Annotated in this window: 19 protein-coding genes; 10 read left to right on the top strand and 9 right to left on the bottom strand. The window is 69.1% G+C overall.

Annotated features, from left to right (window positions below; genetic code table 11):
* Positions 1-23: 23 nt before the first annotated feature.
* The 3 genes from HQ306_RS16545 to pdhA form a co-directional block, all read right to left on the bottom strand.
* The gene (locus tag HQ306_RS16545; RefSeq protein ID WP_222632742.1) at positions 24-677 is read right to left on the bottom strand and encodes a hypothetical protein; all 654 of its coding nucleotides are present in this window, start codon (positions 675-677) and stop codon (positions 24-26) included.
* A gap of 69 nt (positions 678-746) precedes the next feature.
* Complete coding sequence (locus tag HQ306_RS16540; RefSeq protein WP_222632741.1) at positions 747-1,775, bottom strand: alpha-ketoacid dehydrogenase subunit beta; 1,029 nt, start codon at positions 1,773-1,775, stop codon at positions 747-749.
* Positions 1,772-2,851, bottom strand: a complete 1,080-nt coding sequence (gene pdhA, locus HQ306_RS16535) for a pyruvate dehydrogenase (acetyl-transferring) E1 component subunit alpha (protein WP_222632740.1) — start codon at positions 2,849-2,851, stop codon at positions 1,772-1,774. The genes HQ306_RS16540 and pdhA overlap by 4 nt, the downstream gene beginning before the upstream one ends.
* 260 nt (positions 2,852-3,111) lie before the next feature.
* Between pdhA and HQ306_RS16530 the strand changes: the two genes are divergently transcribed.
* The 4 genes from HQ306_RS16530 to HQ306_RS16515 all read left to right on the top strand — a co-directional run bounded on the left by HQ306_RS16530 (position 3,112) and on the right by HQ306_RS16515 (position 7,763).
* The gene (locus HQ306_RS16530; protein WP_222632739.1) at positions 3,112-4,596 is read left to right on the top strand and encodes a cryptochrome/photolyase family protein; all 1,485 of its coding nucleotides are present in this window, start codon (positions 3,112-3,114) and stop codon (positions 4,594-4,596) included.
* Positions 4,597-4,667: 71 nt separating this feature from the next.
* Positions 4,668-5,495, top strand: coding sequence for an SDR family oxidoreductase (locus HQ306_RS16525; protein WP_027507259.1), 828 nt, complete (start codon positions 4,668-4,670; stop codon positions 5,493-5,495).
* A gap of 1 nt (position 5,496) precedes the next feature.
* On the top strand, positions 5,497-6,714 hold the full coding sequence (locus tag HQ306_RS16520) for an acyl-CoA dehydrogenase family protein (RefSeq protein ID WP_222632738.1): 1,218 nt from the start codon (positions 5,497-5,499) through the stop codon (positions 6,712-6,714).
* 47 nt (positions 6,715-6,761) lie between these two features.
* The gene (locus HQ306_RS16515; protein ID WP_222632974.1) at positions 6,762-7,763 is read left to right on the top strand and encodes a phosphotransferase family protein; all 1,002 of its coding nucleotides are present in this window, start codon (positions 6,762-6,764) and stop codon (positions 7,761-7,763) included.
* A 70-nt stretch (positions 7,764-7,833) separates the two neighbouring features.
* Here HQ306_RS16515 and HQ306_RS16510 read toward each other — a convergent pair whose 3' ends face one another.
* Together HQ306_RS16510 and HQ306_RS16505 are read right to left on the bottom strand one after the other, a co-directional pair.
* Complete coding sequence (locus tag HQ306_RS16510) at positions 7,834-9,009, bottom strand: benzoate/H(+) symporter BenE family transporter (RefSeq protein WP_222632737.1); 1,176 nt, start codon at positions 9,007-9,009, stop codon at positions 7,834-7,836.
* A complete protein-coding gene (locus HQ306_RS16505) occupies positions 9,006-9,446 on the bottom strand; it encodes a thioesterase family protein (RefSeq protein ID WP_027507255.1) in 441 nt (146 codons plus the stop codon). The genes HQ306_RS16510 and HQ306_RS16505 overlap by 4 nt, the downstream gene beginning before the upstream one ends.
* A 158-nt stretch (positions 9,447-9,604) precedes the next feature.
* Here HQ306_RS16505 and HQ306_RS16500 point away from each other — a divergent pair, with 158 nt between their 5' ends.
* Positions 9,605-10,348: a GntR family transcriptional regulator gene (locus HQ306_RS16500; RefSeq protein WP_056448583.1), complete on the top strand. Its 744-nt coding sequence runs from the start codon at positions 9,605-9,607 to the stop codon at positions 10,346-10,348.
* A gap of 84 nt (positions 10,349-10,432) precedes the next feature.
* Positions 10,433-11,278 carry an SDR family NAD(P)-dependent oxidoreductase gene (locus HQ306_RS16495; protein ID WP_222632736.1) on the top strand — a complete coding sequence of 282 codons (846 nt, stop codon included), beginning with the start codon at positions 10,433-10,435 and terminating at the stop codon, positions 11,276-11,278.
* A gap of 10 nt (positions 11,279-11,288) precedes the next feature.
* On the opposite strand, the gene HQ306_RS16490 is transcribed toward HQ306_RS16495, so the two are convergent.
* Positions 11,289-11,747 (bottom strand): PTS glucose transporter subunit IIA, encoded by a 459-nt coding sequence (locus HQ306_RS16490; protein ID WP_056448462.1) that lies wholly within the window; start codon positions 11,745-11,747, stop codon positions 11,289-11,291.
* Positions 11,744-11,974 (bottom strand): glucose PTS transporter subunit EIIB, encoded by a 231-nt coding sequence (locus tag HQ306_RS16485; RefSeq protein WP_027507251.1) that lies wholly within the window; start codon positions 11,972-11,974, stop codon positions 11,744-11,746. The genes HQ306_RS16490 and HQ306_RS16485 overlap by 4 nt, the downstream gene beginning before the upstream one ends.
* A gap of 272 nt (positions 11,975-12,246) precedes the next feature.
* Here HQ306_RS16485 and HQ306_RS16480 point away from each other — a divergent pair, with 272 nt between their 5' ends.
* Genes HQ306_RS16480 through HQ306_RS16465 form a run of 4 tightly spaced genes read left to right on the top strand, consistent with a single transcriptional unit; the run spans position 12,247 to position 16,261 of the window.
* Positions 12,247-13,488: a PTS transporter subunit EIIC gene (locus tag HQ306_RS16480; protein WP_374197685.1), complete on the top strand. Its 1,242-nt coding sequence runs from the start codon at positions 12,247-12,249 to the stop codon at positions 13,486-13,488.
* Positions 13,485-14,666, top strand: a complete 1,182-nt coding sequence (locus HQ306_RS16475) for an amidohydrolase family protein (protein ID WP_308115441.1) — start codon at positions 13,485-13,487, stop codon at positions 14,664-14,666. The genes HQ306_RS16480 and HQ306_RS16475 overlap by 4 nt, the downstream gene beginning before the upstream one ends.
* A complete protein-coding gene (nagB, locus tag HQ306_RS16470; RefSeq protein ID WP_222632735.1) occupies positions 14,647-15,426 on the top strand; it encodes a glucosamine-6-phosphate deaminase in 780 nt (259 codons plus the stop codon). Before HQ306_RS16475 ends, nagB begins: the two co-directional genes overlap by 20 nt.
* Positions 15,427-15,457: 31 nt before the next feature.
* Entirely contained in the window at positions 15,458-16,261 is an 804-nt protein-coding gene (locus tag HQ306_RS16465) for an SDR family oxidoreductase (protein ID WP_261770152.1), read from the top strand.
* 18 nt (positions 16,262-16,279) lie between these two features.
* On the opposite strand, the gene HQ306_RS16460 is transcribed toward HQ306_RS16465, so the two are convergent.
* Together HQ306_RS16460 and HQ306_RS16455 are read right to left on the bottom strand one after the other, a co-directional pair.
* Complete coding sequence (locus tag HQ306_RS16460; protein WP_027507246.1) at positions 16,280-17,098, bottom strand: shikimate 5-dehydrogenase; 819 nt, start codon at positions 17,096-17,098, stop codon at positions 16,280-16,282.
* A gap of 46 nt (positions 17,099-17,144) precedes the next feature.
* Complete coding sequence (locus HQ306_RS16455) at positions 17,145-17,810, bottom strand: HNH endonuclease family protein (protein WP_056448586.1); 666 nt, start codon at positions 17,808-17,810, stop codon at positions 17,145-17,147.
* Between the last annotated feature and the right edge of the window lie 25 nt (positions 17,811-17,835).

The following is a 17,835-nucleotide window of genomic DNA, read 5'->3' as shown; positions in this document are numbered from 1 at the left end:
CCCGGCCCTGATGCCCCGCCCGCTCACCGGCGGCGGAGCATCAGGGCCGCGGTGTCGAGAGGGTTCTTCGCCTCGCGGGCAGCGGCGACGGGGGAGTGCGCCATGACGACACCGGCGGCGCCCCACCACATCCCGGTCACCAGCAGCGCCCCGACGATGCCGATGCCTGTCGCACCCACGGTGACCACGGCGGCGAGGGCCACGCCGGCGACCAGGGCCGAGCCCAGCCCCAGGACGACGGGACGCAGCCGACCGGGCACGACGAGCGCACCCGACGCGATCACTGAGGATGCTGCGACCACGCGGCCGTCGGGAAGTGCCGACGTCGCGATGTGATCGGACAGCCATGCCGACCCGGCTGCCGCGGTCAGGGTCGACCCGAGGCACAGCATGAGGATCGCGCCGATGCCGTACGGCAACTTGCGCACCACCGCGACCACCGTCAGCGCGGCGACCACCACCAGCACGGTCGTCACGTCGATGACGTCGAGCACCGTGTCGGCCGGGGCGTACAGGGCCTCGAGCGCGACCGACGCCGGTGGGTAGCGCACGCCCAGCAGCGGCAGGACGGCGTAGAGCACGACCAGTGCCGCCGCGGACACTCCTGTCAGTGCCCACCACCGAGGGGTGGTGCGTCGGGCGCGAAGCGCGATCTGTTGCGTCGTCGTGGTACTCACGGGTCCCCATGATGGCGCACGAGGCTGGCAGATTCCTGTGACCCGGCGCAGTGATTCCCGTGCGGCGCGTCAGCCTGCGAGAACCGTGTCGACTCCCGTGAGAATCCGATCGACGTCCGGGAGGTGGTGCCGCTCGAGGCGTGCCGGCGGGTACGGAACGTGAAAGCCCGTGACCCGCTGGACGGGTGCTTCGAGGGAGTAGAAGCACTCCTGCGACACCTGGGCCGCCACCTCCGCCGCGATGCCGAGGTAGCCCGTGTCCTCGTGCACGACGACGAGGCGCCCGGTCCGACGCACGGACCGACAGACCGTGTCGGTGTCCAGCGGTGAGAGGGACCGGAGATCGACGACCTCGAGGCTGTGGCCCTCGGACTCCGCCACCTCGGCTGCCTTCAGTGCGGTCTGCACCATCGACCCGTAGGCCACCACTGTCGCGTCGGTACCGGTGCGGCACACGCGAGCGGCGTCCAGCGGCAGATCGGGCGCATCGGTGGCCCATTCGCCCTTGTCCCAGTACCGACGCTTGGGCTCGAGGAAGACGACGGGGTCCTCCGAGTGCACGGCCTGCTGGATCATCCAGTACGCGTCGTGGGGCGTGCTCGGGCTGACCACCCGCAGGCCCGCCGTGTGAGCGAAGTACGCCTCGGGAGATTCCGAATGGTGTTCGACGGCTCCGATGCCGCCGCCGAAGGGAATGCGGATGACCATCGGGGCGCCGATGCGACCGGCGGTGCGGTACCGGATCTTGGCCACCTGGGACACGATCTGGTCGAAGGCCGGATAGACGAACCCGTCGAACTGGATCTCGACGACGGGGCGGTAGCCGCGCAGCGCCATGCCGAACGCGGTGCCCACCATGCCGGACTCGGCGAGGGGCATGTCGAGCACGCGCTGGTCGCCGAAGTCCTTCTGCAGTCTGTCGGTCACGCGGAACACACCGCCGAGCTTGCCGATGTCGAGGCCCATCAGCACGACCTTGTCGTCGGCTTCGAGGGAGGCGCGGAGACCTGCGTTGATCGCACCACCGAGGGTGCCCTTGACGTGGAGATCGGACGACGCGGTGGTCGCGCCGGCGCGGGAGAGGGTTCCGGTGGTCATCGCAGTGTCTCCTTCTGGCGGTCCACCACAGCGTGGGGTTCGGCGTAGACGTGGTCGAGCAGGGTGGACGACTCCGGATCGACGGCGGAGATCGTGGCGGAGCGCAGCCGGGCGGCGACGTCGTCCGCGGTCGCGGCGATGTCCTCGCGCACGGACGGTGTCAGGGCGCCCTCGCGGGTGAGCAGTCTGTCGAGGCGGTCCAACGGATCGCGCGCCGCCCACACGTCGCGCTCGGCGTCGGCGCGGTACCGCGTCGGATCGTCGGACGTGGTGTGCGGGCCCATGCGGTAGGTCATCGCCTCGATGAACGTGGGGCCTCCGCCGGTGCGGGCGCGGTGCGCGGCGGCACGGGTGACGGCGAGGACGGCGAGGGCGTCGTTGCCGTCGACCCGCAGGGCGGGCATGCCGAAGCCGGCGGCACGGGACGCGAGCGGCAGCGGACTCTGCAGCGCGACGGGCTCGCTGATGGCCCAGTGGTTGTTCTGGCAGAAGAAGACGACGCCGGCCCCGAAGGAGACCGAGAACGACAACGCCTCCGAGATGTCGCCCTCGCTCGTGGCGCCGTCGCCGAAGTAGGCGACCGTGGCGATCTCGGCACCGTCGAGTCGCGCCGCCATGGCGTAGCCGGTGGCATGCAGACCCTGCGCTCCGACGATGATCGCCGGGTTGGTGATGTTGTACTCGTCCGGATCCCAGCCGGAGTGTGCGGTGCCGCGCCACAGTGCGGTGAGCTTCTCCACCGGCACGCCTCGGCAGTACGCCACCGCGTGCTCGCGGTAGCTCGTGAAGATGTAGTCGTCCCCGGTGACGGCGTGGGCCGAGCCCACCTGGGCTGCTTCCTGACCCAGCAGCGGTGCCCACAGTCCCAGCTCACCCTGGCGCTGCAGCGCGGTCGCCTCGGTGTCGATGCGGCGAGCGACCACCATGTCGCGGTACATGTCGAGCATGTGAGCGGCGTCGACGTCGGCGACGAGTCGCCAGTGCTCGGGGTCGTGCACTCGCCGGCCGTCGGGCTGGACGAGCTGCACGGGATGCGCGATGCGATGGCCCCGCGGTGATGTGTCCGATCGGGTCATGGGCTTCCTCTCCGCCGGTGCGCGGACCTCGTCGTGAGAGGAGGGCGCACAGTGTGGACGAACCGGGTGTGGCTCACCTCACAGCATGCTCGCCTGACCGCATTGCGCAAGTGATGTGTACGAGAGTGAGCAACTCGCTCGGCGATTGCCTCACCGACACGCACAGAACGAGCAGGATGGGCATCGGATGACGGTGGCGGACGGTCACGCGTAGCGGTGCCCGGCCGGTTGGCTCCGCGGAGGACGGGGAACAGCAGAGCATGTCCTCTCCGGCTCCGCTCTGGGTGTTCGCCGATCAGCTCGGCCCCCATGTCCACTCGTCCGAGGAGATGGTGGACCGCGACGTCGTCATCATCGAGTCGGCGCGTGCGTTGGGCCGTCGACGGGGTCATCGGCAGAAGGCGCATCTGTTGCTCAGCGGCATGCGGCACCTCGCGGACGAACTCGGCGACCGTGCCACGTACATCCGAGCCGACACCTACCGCGAGGGCCTCGCCCGCGTCGGGCGCCCGGTCGTCGTGCACGAACCGACGTCGCGGCGTGCGGAGGCCTTCGTCCGTCGGCTGGCCGACGAGGGTCTGGTCGAGGAGATCGTGCCGACCCCGACGTTCGCCCTGTCCCGTGCGGACTTCGCCGAGTGGGCGGGCGGCAAGAAGTCGTTCCTGATGGAGAACTTCTACCGAGAGCAGCGCCGCCGGTTCGACATCCTGATGGACGGCGAGAACCCGGTGAGCGGCACCTGGAACCTCGACGCGGAGAACAGGGAGAAGCCGCCCAAGAAGCGGACGACACTCGGTGTTCCCGAACCGTGGTGGCCGGAGGAGGACGACATCGACGCCGGTGTGCGCGCGGATCTCGACGCCATGGACGTCGACTGGTCCGGCGAGGACGGACCGCGTCTCTTCGCCGTCACCGCAGCTGAGGCGGCGTCGGCGCTGAAGACCTTCGTGGCCACCCGTCTCGCCACGTTCGGTCCCTACGAGGACGCCGTGATGGCGGCGGACTGGACCATGTCGCACTCGCTGCTGTCGGTGCCGTTCAACCTCGGTGTGCTGCACCCGTTGGACGCGGCGCGCGCCGCCGAGCAGGCCTACCGGGACGGGACGGCACCGCTGGCGAGCGTCGAGGGGTTCGTACGCCAGATCCTCGGGTGGCGCGAGTACGTGTGGCACCTCTACTGGCATCTGGGCGAGGACTACATGCGCACGAACGCGCTCGACGCCGACACCCCGCTGCCCGGATGGTTCCAGACCCTCGACGCGGAGGAGGTCACCGCAGCGTGCCTGTCCGACGCCCTCGCCGGCGTGCGCGATCGCGGGTGGGTGCACCACATCCCGCGCCTGATGATCCTGGGAAACCATGCGCTGCAACGGGGGTACGACCCGCGGGCGCTCACCCGGTGGTTCACCGAGCACTTCGTCGACGGGTACGAGTGGGTCATGCCCGTCAACGTCTTCGGCATGAGTCAGCACGCCGACGGGGGAGTGATCGCGACCAAGCCCTACACGTCCGGCGGCGCGTACATCGACCGCATGACCGACCACTGCAAGGGCTGCGCGTTCGACCCCAAGAAGCGGGTCGGGGAGGACGCGTGTCCGTTCACGGCGGGGTACTGGGCGTTCACGCACAAGCACCGCGAGCGGCTGGCGAAGAACATGCGCACGCGCCGAGCGGTCAGTTCGATGGAGCGGCTCGGCGACATCGACGAGATCGTCGAGCAGGAGCGGCACCGGACCTCTTTCTGAACTCGAGGTCGACCTCGAGTTCGTTGACCCTGAAAGCCCGTCACCCACTGCGCATGCCTACTATCTGAATGATGCGGGTCACAGACAAGGTCGCCATCGTCACGGGAGGTGGCGCCGGTATCGGCGCCGCCCTCGCCACTGCACTGGTCGAGGCCGGGAACTCGGTCCTGGTCGCCGATCTCGACGGGGCGGCCGCCGATGCGGTCGCCGCGCGACTGGGGGAGCGGTGCATCGCCGTCGGCGGCGACGTCGCCGACGACGCGGTGATCGCCCAGATGATCGAGCGGGTCGAGGAGGCGTTCGGGCCACTCGACATCTACATCGCCAATGCCGGGACGACGGCAGGGATGGGGCTCGACAGCACCGACGCCGCCTGGGACACCGCGCTGTCGGTCAACGTCCTCGCCCATGTGCGCGCTGCGCGCGTGGTGATCCCGCGATGGATCGAGCGCGGAACGCACGGCTACTTCCTGTCCACCGCGTCCGCGGCGGGCCTGCTCACCCAGATCGGATCGGCCACCTACTCGGTGTCCAAGCACGCCGCCGTCGGCTTCGCCGAATGGTTGTCGGTCACCTACGGCGACAAGGGCATCGCGGTGAGCTGCCTGTGCCCGATGGGCGTCAACACGGCGCTCCTGAACTCGGGCTTCGACAGTGACGCCGAGGGTGCCTCGGTGGCGGCCTCCGCCGTGACCGGCGCCGGCACCGTCCTCGAACCGGAGGACGTCGCTCGCATCGTCCTCGAGGCGATGGAGACCGAGAAGTTCCTCGTTCTCCCGCACCCCGAGGTGCTCACGTTCTACTCGCACAAGAGTGCCGACTACGACCGGTGGATCGCCGGGATGCGTCGGTACCGAACATCTCTCGAGACGGCCGCACGGCCAGGACAGGATCGCTGACATGGATTTCGCGTACTCGGATCGGTGCAAGGACTACCAGCAGCGCCTGCTGGCGTTCATGGACGAGAAGGTCTATCCGGCGGAGGCGGTCTACGCCCAGCAGATCCTGGAGTCCGGTGATCCGCACTTCCAGCCGCCGATCCTCGAGGAGCTCAAGGCCGACGCGAAGTCGCGCGGCCTCTGGAACCTCTTCCATCCGGATCCCGCCTACGGCCCCGGTCTGACCAACGCCGAGTACGCACCGCTCGCGGAGATCATGGGCCGCAGCCCCGCGATCGCGCCCGAGGCCTGCAACTGCGCCGCACCGGACACCGGCAACATGGAGGTGTTCACCCGCTTCGGCACGGACGAGCACAAGGAGAAGTGGCTCGCCCCGTTGCTCGAGGGCACCATCCGCTCGGCCTTCGCCATGACGGAGCCCGATGTCGCCAGCTCCGACGCGACCAACATCGCGATGTCCATGGTGGCCGACGGCGAGGACTGGATCCTGAACGGCCGCAAGTGGTGGACCTCGAACGCCCTGCACCAGAACTGCAAGGTGCTGATCGTCATGGGCAAGACCGCGCCCGAGGCGTCGACGTACGAACAGCAGTCGATGATGGTCGTGCCGATCGACGCGCCGGGCGTCACCGTCCTGCGCGGACTGCCCGTGTTCGGGTACCAGGACCGCGAGGGTCACGCCGAGGTCCTGTTCGAGAACGTCCGCGTCCCCGGCAAGGACGTGCTCGCCGGACCTGGTGCCGGCTTCATGATCGGCCAGGCACGTCTCGGCCCCGGCCGTATCCACCATTGCATGCGTGCGATCGGCATGGCCGAGCGCGCACTGGAACTCATGTGTGACCGTGCGTCGTCACGCGTGGCGTTCGGCAAGCCGATCGCGGCGCAGGCCAACATCCAGGACTGGATCGCCGAAGCCCGCATCGACATCGAGATGGCCCGCCTCCTCACGCTCAAGGCCGCCTGGATGATGGACGAGTTCAGCAACAAGGAAGCGCGCGTGGAGATCGCGGCCATCAAGGTCGCCGCGCCCGCGATGGCCCTGAAGATCGTCGACCGCGCCATCCAGGTCCACGGCGGCGGCGGTGTCTCCGACGACTTCCCGCTCGCCAGCATGTACGCCCACCTGCGGACCCTGCGTCTCGCCGACGGTCCGGACGAGGTGCACAAGCGGACCATCGCGCGCACCGAGCTCGCGCCGTACCGCAAGGTCGACAAGTGAGCACCGGAACCACGCCGGGCCTCGACGACGGTGCGGTGACGGCCTGGATGGAAAGCCTCGATATCGGGGCCTCGGGGCCACTGACCTTCGAGCGCATAGGCAACGGGCAGTCCAATCTCACGTTCGCGGTCACCGATACTGCCGACGGTCGGTGGGTGCTGCGGCGCCCGCCACTGGGCACGCTGCTCGCGTCGGCGCACGACGTCGCTCGCGAGTACCGCATCCTGTCCGCGCTGCAGGACACCGCGGTGCCCGTTCCGACGACGATCGCCCTCACCGACGACCCCGCCGTCACCGGTGCGCCCCTCGTGCTGATGAGTCACGTCGACGGGTTGGTGGTCGACAGCCCGACTGTCGCGGAGACACTGTCGCAGGCACGTCGTCGGACGATCGGTGAGGCCATGCCCGCCACGCTCGGCAAGATCCACGCGGTCGATCTCGACAGCACCGGACTCACCGACCTGGCGAGTCACAAGCCGTATGCTGCACGGCAACTGAAGCGGTGGTCGGCTCAGTGGGAGCAATCGAAGACGCGGGACGTTCCGGACATCGAGCGCCTGGCCACCGCGCTGGCGGCGTCGGCTCCGGAGCAGGCCGAGGTCTCGTTGGTGCACGGCGACTTCCATCTGAGCAACATCATCACCAGCGGATCCGGTGAGGGAAGTGTCGACGATGCGATCGTCGCGGTGGTCGACTGGGAGCTGTGCACGCTCGGCGATCCACTGGCGGACGTCGGTGCGTTGCTGGCCTATTGGTCGGAGGCCGACGACGACAACGCGGGCATGTTCATGTCCTCCACGTTGCCGGGCTTCCCGACGAGGAACGAGCTGGTCGAGCTCTATGCCGCCGCCACCGGCCGCGACGTCTCCGCGGTGGGGTACTGGCACGCCCTCGCGCTGTGGAAGCTGTCCGTCATCGCCGAGGGCGTCATGCGCCGGGCCATCGACGACGAGCGCAACCGGGCGCGCGACGGTTCGCCGACGACGGATCTGGTGGACGGCATCATCGGCCGCGCCGTCGCCACGGCGGAGGAGGCCGGGATCCTCTGAGTGGGCTCCGCCCCCGTGCGCCTTTCGCGTACCCCTGGGTACGCGAAAGGCGCACGAGGAGCCCCGGTCCTCAGGCGCGTCGGGTGAGGCCCAGTCGGACGACGAGACCGAGCACGAGCGCCCAGAAGGCCGAGCCGATCCCCGCGATCGCCACACCCGAGGCGGCGACCGCGAACGTGATGGCTGCCGGCACCCGGTCCGCCTCGGTACTCAACGCGGCGGCCAGCGATGCCGCGAGGGTGGCCAGCAACGCCAGTCCCGCAACGGTTTCCACGATGCCGGCCGGCGCGAGGGCGACGAGGGTCGCCAGCGCCGCCGAGGCGAGCGCGAGGGCCAGGTAGGACGCCCCGGCAGCCACCGCCGCGATCCACCGACGATCCTTGTCCGGGTGCGCGTCCGGGGCGGCCGCGAGCGCTGCGCTGATGGCAGCGAGGTTGACGGCGTGAACGCCGGCGGGTGCGGTGATCGCTGTGCCGACGCCGGTGACGGTCATCGAGGCTCGCCACGGTACCGCGTAGCCGAAGGAGGCCATGACGGCCGTTCCCGGGATGTTCTGCGACGCCATCGTCACGATGTAGAGCGGCAGTGCGATGCCGATCAGCGCCTGCCACGTCCAGGTGGGTGCGACGAGGTCGAGGCTCGGGAGCAGCGATCGGGCGCCGATCTCGGTGTCGCCCGTCGTGAGCGAGATGCCGATGACCACTGCGGCGACGGCGAAGGCCGCCGGTACCGCCCAGCGCGGGGAGAAGCGCAGCAGCACGACCCATGTGACGACGACGGGGGCGACCGCCGCGGGATTGTCCGCGAGGGCCCGCACGGGTTCGAGACACAGCGGCAGGATGACGCCGGCGAGCATCGCCTGTGCCAACGACACCGGGATCGCCGCGATGACGCGGCCGAGGCCGGACCACACTCCGGTGAGCACGATTGCGATGCCCACGGTCACGAACGCCCCCACGGCCGCCGGCCATCCGCCGACCACCGCTCCGGTACCCGCGAGCAACGCGGCACCGGGTGTGGACCAGGCCAGTGTGATCGGAATGCGGTAGCGCAGTGCGAGACCCGTGATCCCCAGCGCCATCACCAGAGACATGGCGAAGAGCCCGGAGGCGGCCTGCGCCTCGCTGGCACCCACGGATCGGAGGCCGGTGAGGACCACCGCGAACGAGCTGGTGAACCCGACGAGCGCGGTGACCACCCCCGCGCCGATCGGCACGGCGAGGGACACCCGGCCGGGGGCTGTCACTGTCCGAGTGCCTCGACGACCGCGCGGATCTCGTCGGGGACCGGTGTCGGGCGGCGGGTCTCGGCGTCGACGTAGACGTGCACGAACCGTCCCGCCGCCGCCGGGGTCAGGTTTTCGCCGTCCACCCGGAAGATGCTCAGTGCGTACACGATCGAGGTGTTGCCGAGTCTCTCGACGGCGATACCCACCTGCAGATCGTCGGGAAAGCTCAGTTGGCTGAGGAACCTGCAGGACGTCTCGGCCACGACGCCGATGGCCGGGAGTGTGCGGATGTCGAGGCCGGTGCTCTGCATGAGCCACCCGTTCACCGCGGTGTCGAAGTACGAGTAGTACGTGACGTTGTTGACGTGCCCGTAGTGGTCGTTGTCCTCCCAGCGGGTGGCGACGGGCCACAGGACGGGGCAGTCGGCTGCGGACGGGACGGTGCTCTCGGTCATGCGGGTGAGGATTCCATCCCCGTGCGCCTTTCGCGTATCCCAGGGTGCGCAAAAGGCGCACGGGGCGAAGCCACGGTAGTAAGTTGGACGGGACCAGTCCGTACCGCTCGCGCCACAGATCGCTCCGGTCGCGCCGATTCTCGGGAGTACACGCCGTGGTGATGCCCGTCCACCTTCGCGACAGTGCCGTACCCAAGCACGAGCAGCTCCGCGCGATCCTGCTGCACCGGTGCACCAAGGAACTCCAGCCCGGCGATCTGATGCCGAGCGAACGGCGCCTCATGGAGGACTACGGGGTCAGTCGGATCACCGTGCGCGAGGCCATCGGTCAGCTCGTCAACGAGGGCCACCTGGTGCGGGTGCGCGGCAAGGGCACGTTCGTCGCCAGTCGGCCCGTCCAGTCGAGGCTCCACCTGGCGTCGTTCTCGGAGGAGATGCGCGCTCAGGGTCTCGAACCCACCACGGTCGTTCTCTTCGCGCGGCTCGAGGATCCGTCGGTGGCCACCATCCGTGCGCTGGACATCGCCGCGGGCGGCAAGGCGTACCACATCAAGCGGCTGCGACTGGCGGACGGAGAGCCCGTCAGCGTCGACGACGGGTGGTACGACGCCGCCGTGCTGCCGGGCCTGGTCGATCTCGATCTGAGCAAGTCCATCTACGACGCGGTGTCCTCCCACTACGGGCAGACCATCGATCGCGCCGAGCAGACGGTCAGCGCGACGGCGGCCGACAACGACACCGCGACGCTGCTGGGGACGAAGCGTGGGGCGCCGGTGCTGTACTTCGACCGGGTGTCGTTCAGCGGTGACCGGCCGATCGAACACACGGAGAGCTGGTACCGCTGCGATCGGTACCAGCTCACGATGGAGGTCCAGGGCGGGCGGCGGCCACAGCGTCGCTGACGTCCACGGCCGACAGCGTCGCTGACGCCGTCCGCTCGTACACTTCGGTCGAGGCGTTCCATCCGCAGATCGAAAGGCTCCTCCGTGCCCACTCCCCGTTCGCTCACCGGTCGCACCATCGTCGTGACGGGAGCGAGCGACGGGATCGGGCGCATCGCGGCGCGCACCCTGGCGGAACGCGGTGCGGAGGTGCTCGTCGTGGGCCGCTCACCGGAGAAGACCGCCGCCGCGGCCTCGGAGATCGGTGGTCGCGCGTTCGTGGCCGATTTCGCCTCGTTCGACGACGTACGACGGGTCGCGGACGAGCTGCGGGATTCCGTCGATCACATCGACGTCCTGTTGAACAACGCGGGTGGAACGTTCGATCCGTCGAAGCGCACCGCCGACGGGCGCGAGCCGAACGTCCAGATCAATCACCTGTCGCCGTTCCTGCTCACCCATCTGTTGCTCGACCGACTCGGCGGTACGGCGGGCAGTCGTATCGTCAACACGTCGTCCGTGGGCAACCTCGGTGGACGAATCGATCTGCAGGACATCGCCTACGACCGTTCCTCGCCGGCCGAGTTCCGCGCCTACTGCACCAGCAAGCTGATGAACATCGGCTTCACCCGCGGCGCCACGGAGCGGTGGTCCGACCGCGGCATCACGTCGGTGGCCGTCCATCCCGGAGCGGTGCGCAGCAACTTCGGCAACGCCAACGTCCTGTTCCGGGTGATCTACCGGACTCCGCTGAAGTACGTGGCCTCGATCAGTGCCGAGTCGGGCGCCGAGCCGTTGGTGTCGGTGGCCGTCGACAAGCCGGACGCCGAGGTCGCCGGGATTTACTACAGCCGCCACAAGGCTCGCGGTCGCACGAACGGGCAGGTCGACGATCCCGCCGTGGTCGACGGGCTGTGGAGAGAGTCGGAGAAGCTGGTCGGGCTGGCCTGACCCCGGCCCGTCAGAGGACGAAGAGCGGCTCGCCGGCAGTGACGGACGACCCGACCGACGGCGTCGCGAAGGAGTCCGCGGCGGAGTCCATCACGACGACGGGGCACACGTCGTCGAATCCGGCGGCGGCGACGGCGGCCGGGTCGTAGCGCACGACGACGTCTCCGGCCGACACCGAGTCCTTCTCGGCCGCGACGAGTTCGAAACCCTCGCCCTTCATCGTCACGGTGTCGATACCGACGTGCACCAGCACTCCCTTCCTGTCCTCCGTCAGAACCACGAAGGCATGAGGGTGCAGCTTGAGGATGCGCCCGGACACGGGCGAGTGGACGTCCACCATTCCGGTCGTCGAAGCGGGTCTGACAGCCACGCCGGCGCCGACCATCTGCGAGGAGAACACCGGGTCGGGGACGTCGGCCAGTGCGATGACGGTGCCCGCGAGCGGGCTGCCCACGGCGGTGTCGGTCACAGGATGTCGTCGATGTCCTCGGCGAGGGTGTCCGCCTCGGGCCCGACGATGACCTGCACGGCCGTCCCCTTGTGGAAGACCCCGTGTGCTCCGGCGGCCTTGAGAGCGGCCTCGTTCACGAGTGCTCCGTCTCGCACCTCGGTGCGGAGCCGCGTGATGCAGGCTTCGATCTCGACGATGTTCCCGGCTCCTCCGAGCCCGGCGACGATGGCGTCCGCCTTGGACATGCGGTGCTCCTTCCGCTCGGTGACCCGCCCCCGGCGCGATGCGATGCAGGTGGGCGTGCTCACACTTTCTGTTTGACATCAGGCTGCCACCTGGTCAAACTACAACTGGTTATGACCGGACAGTACCCGTGATGGAACCGGTCCACAACACACACGAGAAGAAGGTCGCCATGGCCGGCACGACTGCCACCGGGAACACCGCACCACAGACGCCCACCGAGAAGAAGGACTCCCGCGCACTCGCCGGGTTGCAGCGATTCGGGCGCAGTCTCATGCTGCCCATCGCAGTGCTCCCCGCCGCAGGCATCCTGCTCCGCATCGGCCAGCCCGATCTGCTCGGACGCTTCACCCCGCTCGAGACCACCGCATCGGTGATCTCGGCCGCGGGGCAGTCGGTCTTCACGTGGCTTCCCCTCATCTTCGCAGTCGGCATCGCGATCGGCTGGGCGAAGAAGTCGGACGGCTCCACCGCGTTGGCCGCGGTGGTCGGTTACATGGTGGTCGACGGCGTCTTCACGGCCATGTCGCCGGTGGTGCTCGACGGCGAGGTCGACGCGAACGGCGACCCTGCCGTCATCGACTACGGCGTGCTGGCCGGCATCATCATCGGTCTGCTCTCCGCCGTTCTCTGGCAACGCTTCTACCGTCAGAAGCTGCCCGACTACCTGGGCTTCTTCAGCGGCCGACGCCTCGTCCCGATCCTGACGGCGATCACCGGTCTCGTGGTCGGCGTCCTGATGTCCTTCGTGTACCCGCTGTTCTACAGCGCCCTGAACTGGGTGGGCACCACCGTCGCCGATCACTCCGTCGTGGGCAGCGGTATCTACGGTTTCGCCAATCGCATGCTCATCCCGACCGGCCTGCACCACATCCTCAACTCCGTCGTGTGGTTCCTCGTCGGTGACTACACGGACGCGAGCGGCCAGATCGTCCGAGGCGACCTCAACCGCTTCTTCGCCGGGGACCCGAGCGCCGGAGTGTTCATGACCGGCTTCTTCCCGATCATGATGTTCGCGCTGCCCGCCGCTGCCTTCGCGATCTACCGCAACGCGAAGCCGTCGCAGAAGAAGCTCGTCGGCGGCATCATGCTCTCGACCGGTCTCACGGCCTTCGTCACCGGTATCACCGAGCCGCTCGAGTACTCGTTCATGTTCGTCGCCTGGCCGCTCTACATCGTGCACGCGGTGCTGACCGGTACCTCGATGGCGTTGACCAACGCACTGGGCATCCACGACGGCTTCTTCTTCTCCGCGGGCGGTATCGACTACCTGCTGAACTACGGCATCGCCACCAAGGCATGGCTTCTCATCCCGATCGGCCTGGTCTACGCCGTCATCTACTACGTGCTGTTCAGCTTCGTCATCAAGCGGTGGAACCTGCGCACGCCCGGACGTGAGGACGACGTGACCCTCGACGACGCGGCGGTGACCACCGGCGCACCGGCGGCCACCACCGCATCGACGGACGCCACGACCGCGCCGACGGACAAGCCGGCCGGCGGCGGCTCGGCGTGACCCTCCTCCGCGGGCGCGTCGTCCTGGTGGACGGCGTGCTCGAGGACGGGGTGGTGGAGTTCGAGGACGATCGGATCGTCCGGGTGGGCCCGGCCCGCGGGCGGACGGACATCGCCGTCCCGCCGTCGTCCTCGACGATTCTGCCGGGCATGGTGGACGTGCACTGCCACGGCGGCGGGGGAGCAGGCTTTCCCGATGCCACGGCCGACGCCGTCGATGCCGCTGTCGCGCATCACGTGCGCAGCGGGACGACGACCATGCTGGCCTCCCTCGTGTCCGCCCCGCGCGAGGTGCTCGTCGACAGGACGACACTGCTGGCGAATCTGTGGCGCCGCGGCGACATCGCGGGCGTTCATCTCGAGGGGCCGTTCCTCGCCCGTAGCCGTTGCGGTGCACAGGATCCGGCGGCGATCGTTCCGGGTGATCCGCGTCTTCTCGAGGCCGTGGTGACGGCCGGCGGGGGAGCCGTGCGGTCGATGACGCTGGCACCGGAGACCGCGAACCTGGACGCCCTCGCTCGGGTGATGGCCGAGAACGACATCCGTCCGAGCGTGGGCCACACCGACGCCGATGCGGCCACGGTCACGGCAGCGCTGGCGCGGCTGACCGGGCCGGTGAGCGCCACCCATCTGTTCAACGGGATGCCGCCGCTGCACCATCGGTCGCCCGGACCGGTGGCCGCGTGTCTCGCGGCGGCGGGACGCGGCGAGATGGTGCTCGAACTCATCGGTGACGGAGTGCATCTCGATTCCTGGACGGTCGCCATGGTGGTCGACCTCGTCGGACCCGACGGCATCGTGTTCGTCTCCGACGCCATGGCCGCGGCCGGGATGAGCGACGGCCCTTACCGATTGGGCTCGCTCGACGTGACGGTCGCGGACGGGGTGGCGCGCCTGACGCAGGACGGCGACGAGCCGGGAGCCATCGCGGGCGGAACGTCGACAGTCCTCGACATCGTGCGACGGGCGGTGGCCGAGTCGGGAGTCGACCTGGTGTCGGCGGTGCGCATGGGGGCGACCACACCGGCTCGGTTCCTCGGCCTGCAGGACACGGTGGGGCGCCTGGCGGCCGGGATGCGCGCGGACATCGTGATCACCGATGCCGATCTGACCGTGACGAGCGTCGTGAGGCGCGGACGAGTGGAAGTGGGTGTGCCGGATGGAGATCGTCATCCGTGACGACGCAGCGGCGGTGCACCGCACCGTGGCGGACATCGTCGAACGCAGGGTTCGGCAGGGTGCCGCGGTGCTGGGCGTGGCGACGGGGTCCACCCCGTTGGGGACGTACCGGGAGCTCGGTCGGCGGCATCGCGAGGAGGCGTTGTCGTTCGCGTCCTGCCGGGCGTTCCTCCTCGACGAGTACGTGGGTCTGCCGGCCGCCCATCCGCAGTCGTACCGTTCGGTGATCGCCACGGAGTTCGCTGCGGAGATCGACATCGACCCGGATGCCATCGACGGTCCGAACGGCGAGGCGGCGGACGTCGCGGCCGAGTGCGCTCGCTACGACGCCGCGATCGCCGCGTCGGGCGGTGTGGACGTGCAACTGTTGGGCATCGGGTCCGACGGCCACATCGGCTTCAACGAACCGGGGTCGTCGCTCGTCTCCCGCACGCGGGTCAAGACCCTCACGCGCCGCACGCGGGAGGACAACGCACGCTTCTTCCACTCCGCCGACGAGGTACCGCATCACGTGGTGACCCAGGGTCTGGGCACGATTCTCGAGGCCCGCCATCTGGTCCTCGTCGCACTCGGCGAAGGGAAGGCGGACGCTCTCGCCGCGTCGGTGGAGGGGCCGCTGGCCGCGTCCTGTCCGGCGTCGGTGATCCAGATGCATCCGCACGTGACCGTGGTCGTCGACGAGGGCGCGGCGTCGGCGCTGGGGTCGAGTGACTACTACCGGTACGCGTTGTCGGAGAAACCCACATGGCAGCACTTCTGATCGTCGGACGTCCGGTCCCTACAGTGAGCGGATGACCATGTCGACACTGCGTACGCGTCTCCGCGGATCCACCGTCCTCGTCACCGGCGCGAGCTCGGGCCTGGGTGCCGATTTCGCACGACGCTTCGCGTCCCTCGGGTGCGACGTCGTGCTCGTCGCGCGGCGACTCGATCGCCTCGAGGAGCTGGCGGCGGAGATCTCCTCCCGGCACGGTGTCACCGCCACCCCGATCGCCGCGGACCTCGCCGTGCCCGGTGCGGGATCGGCGCTGAAGGCGACTCTCGGTCACCGCGGCATCACGGTGCACTCGCTGATCAACAATGCGGGATTCGGGACGCACCAGCCGTTCGTCGAGGAGGATCCGGTGACGCTCGGCAACGAGATCGCCGTGAACATCGCTGCTGTCGTCGATCTCTCGCGTGCGTTCCTGCCGGGCATGATCGAGCACGGCGCGGGTGTGCTGGTCACGCTCGCGAGCACGGCGGCGTACCAACCGCTCCCGGGAATGGCCGTCTACGCGGCGAGCAAAGCGTTCGTGCTCAGCTTCACCGAGGCGCTGGCCGTCGAGACTCGCGGGACCGGTGTCACCGTCATGGCGGTCTCGCCGGGTCCCACCGAGACCGAGTTCTTCGAGGTGCTCGGCAGCAAGGACGCCGCGTTCGGGAAGATGCAGACGTCGGAACAGGTCATGGACACGACGTTCGCGGCGCTCGCGGCCAAGCGGCCCCCGGCCTCGGTGGTGTCCGGAGTGAACAACAAGCTGCAGTCGGCCGGTGTGCGGTTGCTCCCACGTCGCGCCGCCCTCGAGGTCACCGCCAGAATGTTCCGTGAGTAGTCGGCTGGTCGAACGACCTCAGCGCCGACTGAACTCGGAGGCCCGCTGGATCTGCTCGGTGCGCAGGCGCACGCCGGTGTACAGCGCGAATTGCTCCGCGGCCTGCAGTGCCACCACCTGCGCACCGGTGATCACGGGCTTTCCGGCGGCGCGCGCCGCGACGATCAGCGGTGTCTCTGACGGCACCGCGACCACGTCGACGACGGCGCGAGCGGCGGCGATCTGCTCGGTGGCGAACGGCAGCGCGTCGGAGTCCGGACCGCCGGCCATCCCGACGGGTGTCACGTTGACGAGGACGTCGGCCGAGACGTCGTCGGCGGTGGCCGACCAGCCGTAGCCGTACTTCTCGGCGAGAGCCGGTCCGGTTCTCTCGTTGCGCGCCACGACAGTTCCCGTGGTGAAGCCCGTGTCCCGCAGCGCGGCGACGACGGCCTTGGCCATGCCGCCACTGCCCGTGACCGCGACCGACCACGACGGGTCGAGACCGGCCTCCCGGACGAGGTCCGCGACGGCCTGGTAGTCCGTGTTGTAGGCGTGCAGCACGCCGTCCTCGTTGACGATGGTGTTCACCGAGTCGATCGCGGACGCCGAGTCGTGCATGACGTCGACGTGCTCGATGCAGGCCTCCTTGAACGGCATGGACACTCCGCAGCCGCGGATTCCGAGCGCACGGATTCCGGCGACGGCCGCGGGGAGGTCGGTGGTGGTGAACGCCTTGTAGACGAAGTTCAGATCCAGCTCGTCGTAGAGGTAGTTGTGGAACCGGGTCCCGATGTTGCTGGGCCGCCCGGACAACGACATGCAGAGCTGGGTGTCTTTGGTGAACACACGCGACATGACGGGCAGCGTAACGGTTCCGGCGACGGCTCGGGTTCGGACGGAGTCAGGGGCAGGAGTTCGACACCGTGGTCAGCACGTCCCGGTCGGCCACCGTGACGGGAAGCCCGTACCGGACGGCCACCGTGAGGAACCGCCCCGCGTAGTAGCAGTGGTACGCGCCGTTGGGAGGCATCCAGTCCGAGGGGGTCTTGTCGCTCTTCGACTGGTTCTCCGCACCCGAGACGGCCATGAGGTTGTACGTGATGTCGTTGGCGAAACGGATGCGCTGATCGAGCGGCCACTGCCAGGCGCCCATGTCCCACGCCGCCGCCAGCGGGTAGGTGTGGTCGATCTGCACGTCGCCTGCGCTCTGCTTGCTGAACGGCAGCACCGATCCCGTGAACGGATCGTTCAACGATCCCGCCACGACGACGCAGTCGTTGGTTCCCGGCCGGAACTGCACGTCTGTGAGCGCGAGCTGCAGCACGTTGTCGCGGGTGCCGCAGCCGTCGTGTCCGCCCGGACCGTCGTAGTCGTCGGTCCAGGCGGGACCGAACACGCATCCGTCCCCGGCCTTGCAACTGCGCTCGTACCCCGGCACGTCGGGCCGGGAGTCCACGACGGCGACCTGCGCGAGCAGTGACTCGATCGTCGTCGCGGGGGGACTGCCCGGTGCGGGAGTGGGCGCGCCCAGCAGCGTCGAGCAGCCGGTGAGGACAGCCAGGACCATCGCGGCGACGAGCGCGGACGCGAGA

Origin of the sequence: Rhodococcus sp. BP-160, from assembly GCF_019836205.1 — a bacterium.
Taxonomy (GTDB): domain Bacteria; phylum Actinomycetota; class Actinomycetes; order Mycobacteriales; family Mycobacteriaceae; genus Rhodococcoides.
The sequence above is the reverse complement of the archived record's forward strand: the minus strand, read 5'-3'. Positions and strand labels throughout refer to the sequence as shown.

Bases quoted from the DNA above. Each gene is read 5' to 3' on its own strand.
- HQ306_RS16540 (WP_222632741.1), bottom strand. From the start codon at position 1,775: ATGACCACCGGAACCCTCTCCCGCGCCGGCGCGACCACCGCGTCGTCC.
- pdhA (WP_222632740.1), bottom strand. From the start codon at position 2,851: ATGACCCGATCGGACACATCACCGCGGGGCCATCGCATCGCGCATCCC.
- HQ306_RS16530 (WP_222632739.1), top strand. From the start codon at position 3,112: ATGTCCTCTCCGGCTCCGCTCTGGGTGTTCGCCGATCAGCTCGGCCCC.
- HQ306_RS16525 (WP_027507259.1), top strand. From the start codon at position 4,668: ATGCGGGTCACAGACAAGGTCGCCATCGTCACGGGAGGTGGCGCCGGT.
- HQ306_RS16520 (WP_222632738.1), top strand. From the start codon at position 5,497: ATGGATTTCGCGTACTCGGATCGGTGCAAGGACTACCAGCAGCGCCTG.
- HQ306_RS16515 (WP_222632974.1), top strand. From the start codon at position 6,762: ATGGAAAGCCTCGATATCGGGGCCTCGGGGCCACTGACCTTCGAGCGC.
- HQ306_RS16505 (WP_027507255.1), bottom strand. From the start codon at position 9,446: ATGACCGAGAGCACCGTCCCGTCCGCAGCCGACTGCCCCGTCCTGTGG.
- HQ306_RS16485 (WP_027507251.1), bottom strand. From the start codon at position 11,974: ATGTCCAAGGCGGACGCCATCGTCGCCGGGCTCGGAGGAGCCGGGAAC.
- HQ306_RS16480 (WP_374197685.1), top strand. From the start codon at position 12,247: ATGCTGCCCATCGCAGTGCTCCCCGCCGCAGGCATCCTGCTCCGCATC.
- nagB (WP_222632735.1), top strand. From the start codon at position 14,647: ATGGAGATCGTCATCCGTGACGACGCAGCGGCGGTGCACCGCACCGTG.
- HQ306_RS16465 (WP_261770152.1), top strand. From the start codon at position 15,458: ATGACCATGTCGACACTGCGTACGCGTCTCCGCGGATCCACCGTCCTC.
- HQ306_RS16460 (WP_027507246.1), bottom strand. From the start codon at position 17,098: ATGTCGCGTGTGTTCACCAAAGACACCCAGCTCTGCATGTCGTTGTCC.
- HQ306_RS16455 (WP_056448586.1), bottom strand. From the start codon at position 17,810: ATGGTCCTGGCTGTCCTCACCGGCTGCTCGACGCTGCTGGGCGCGCCC.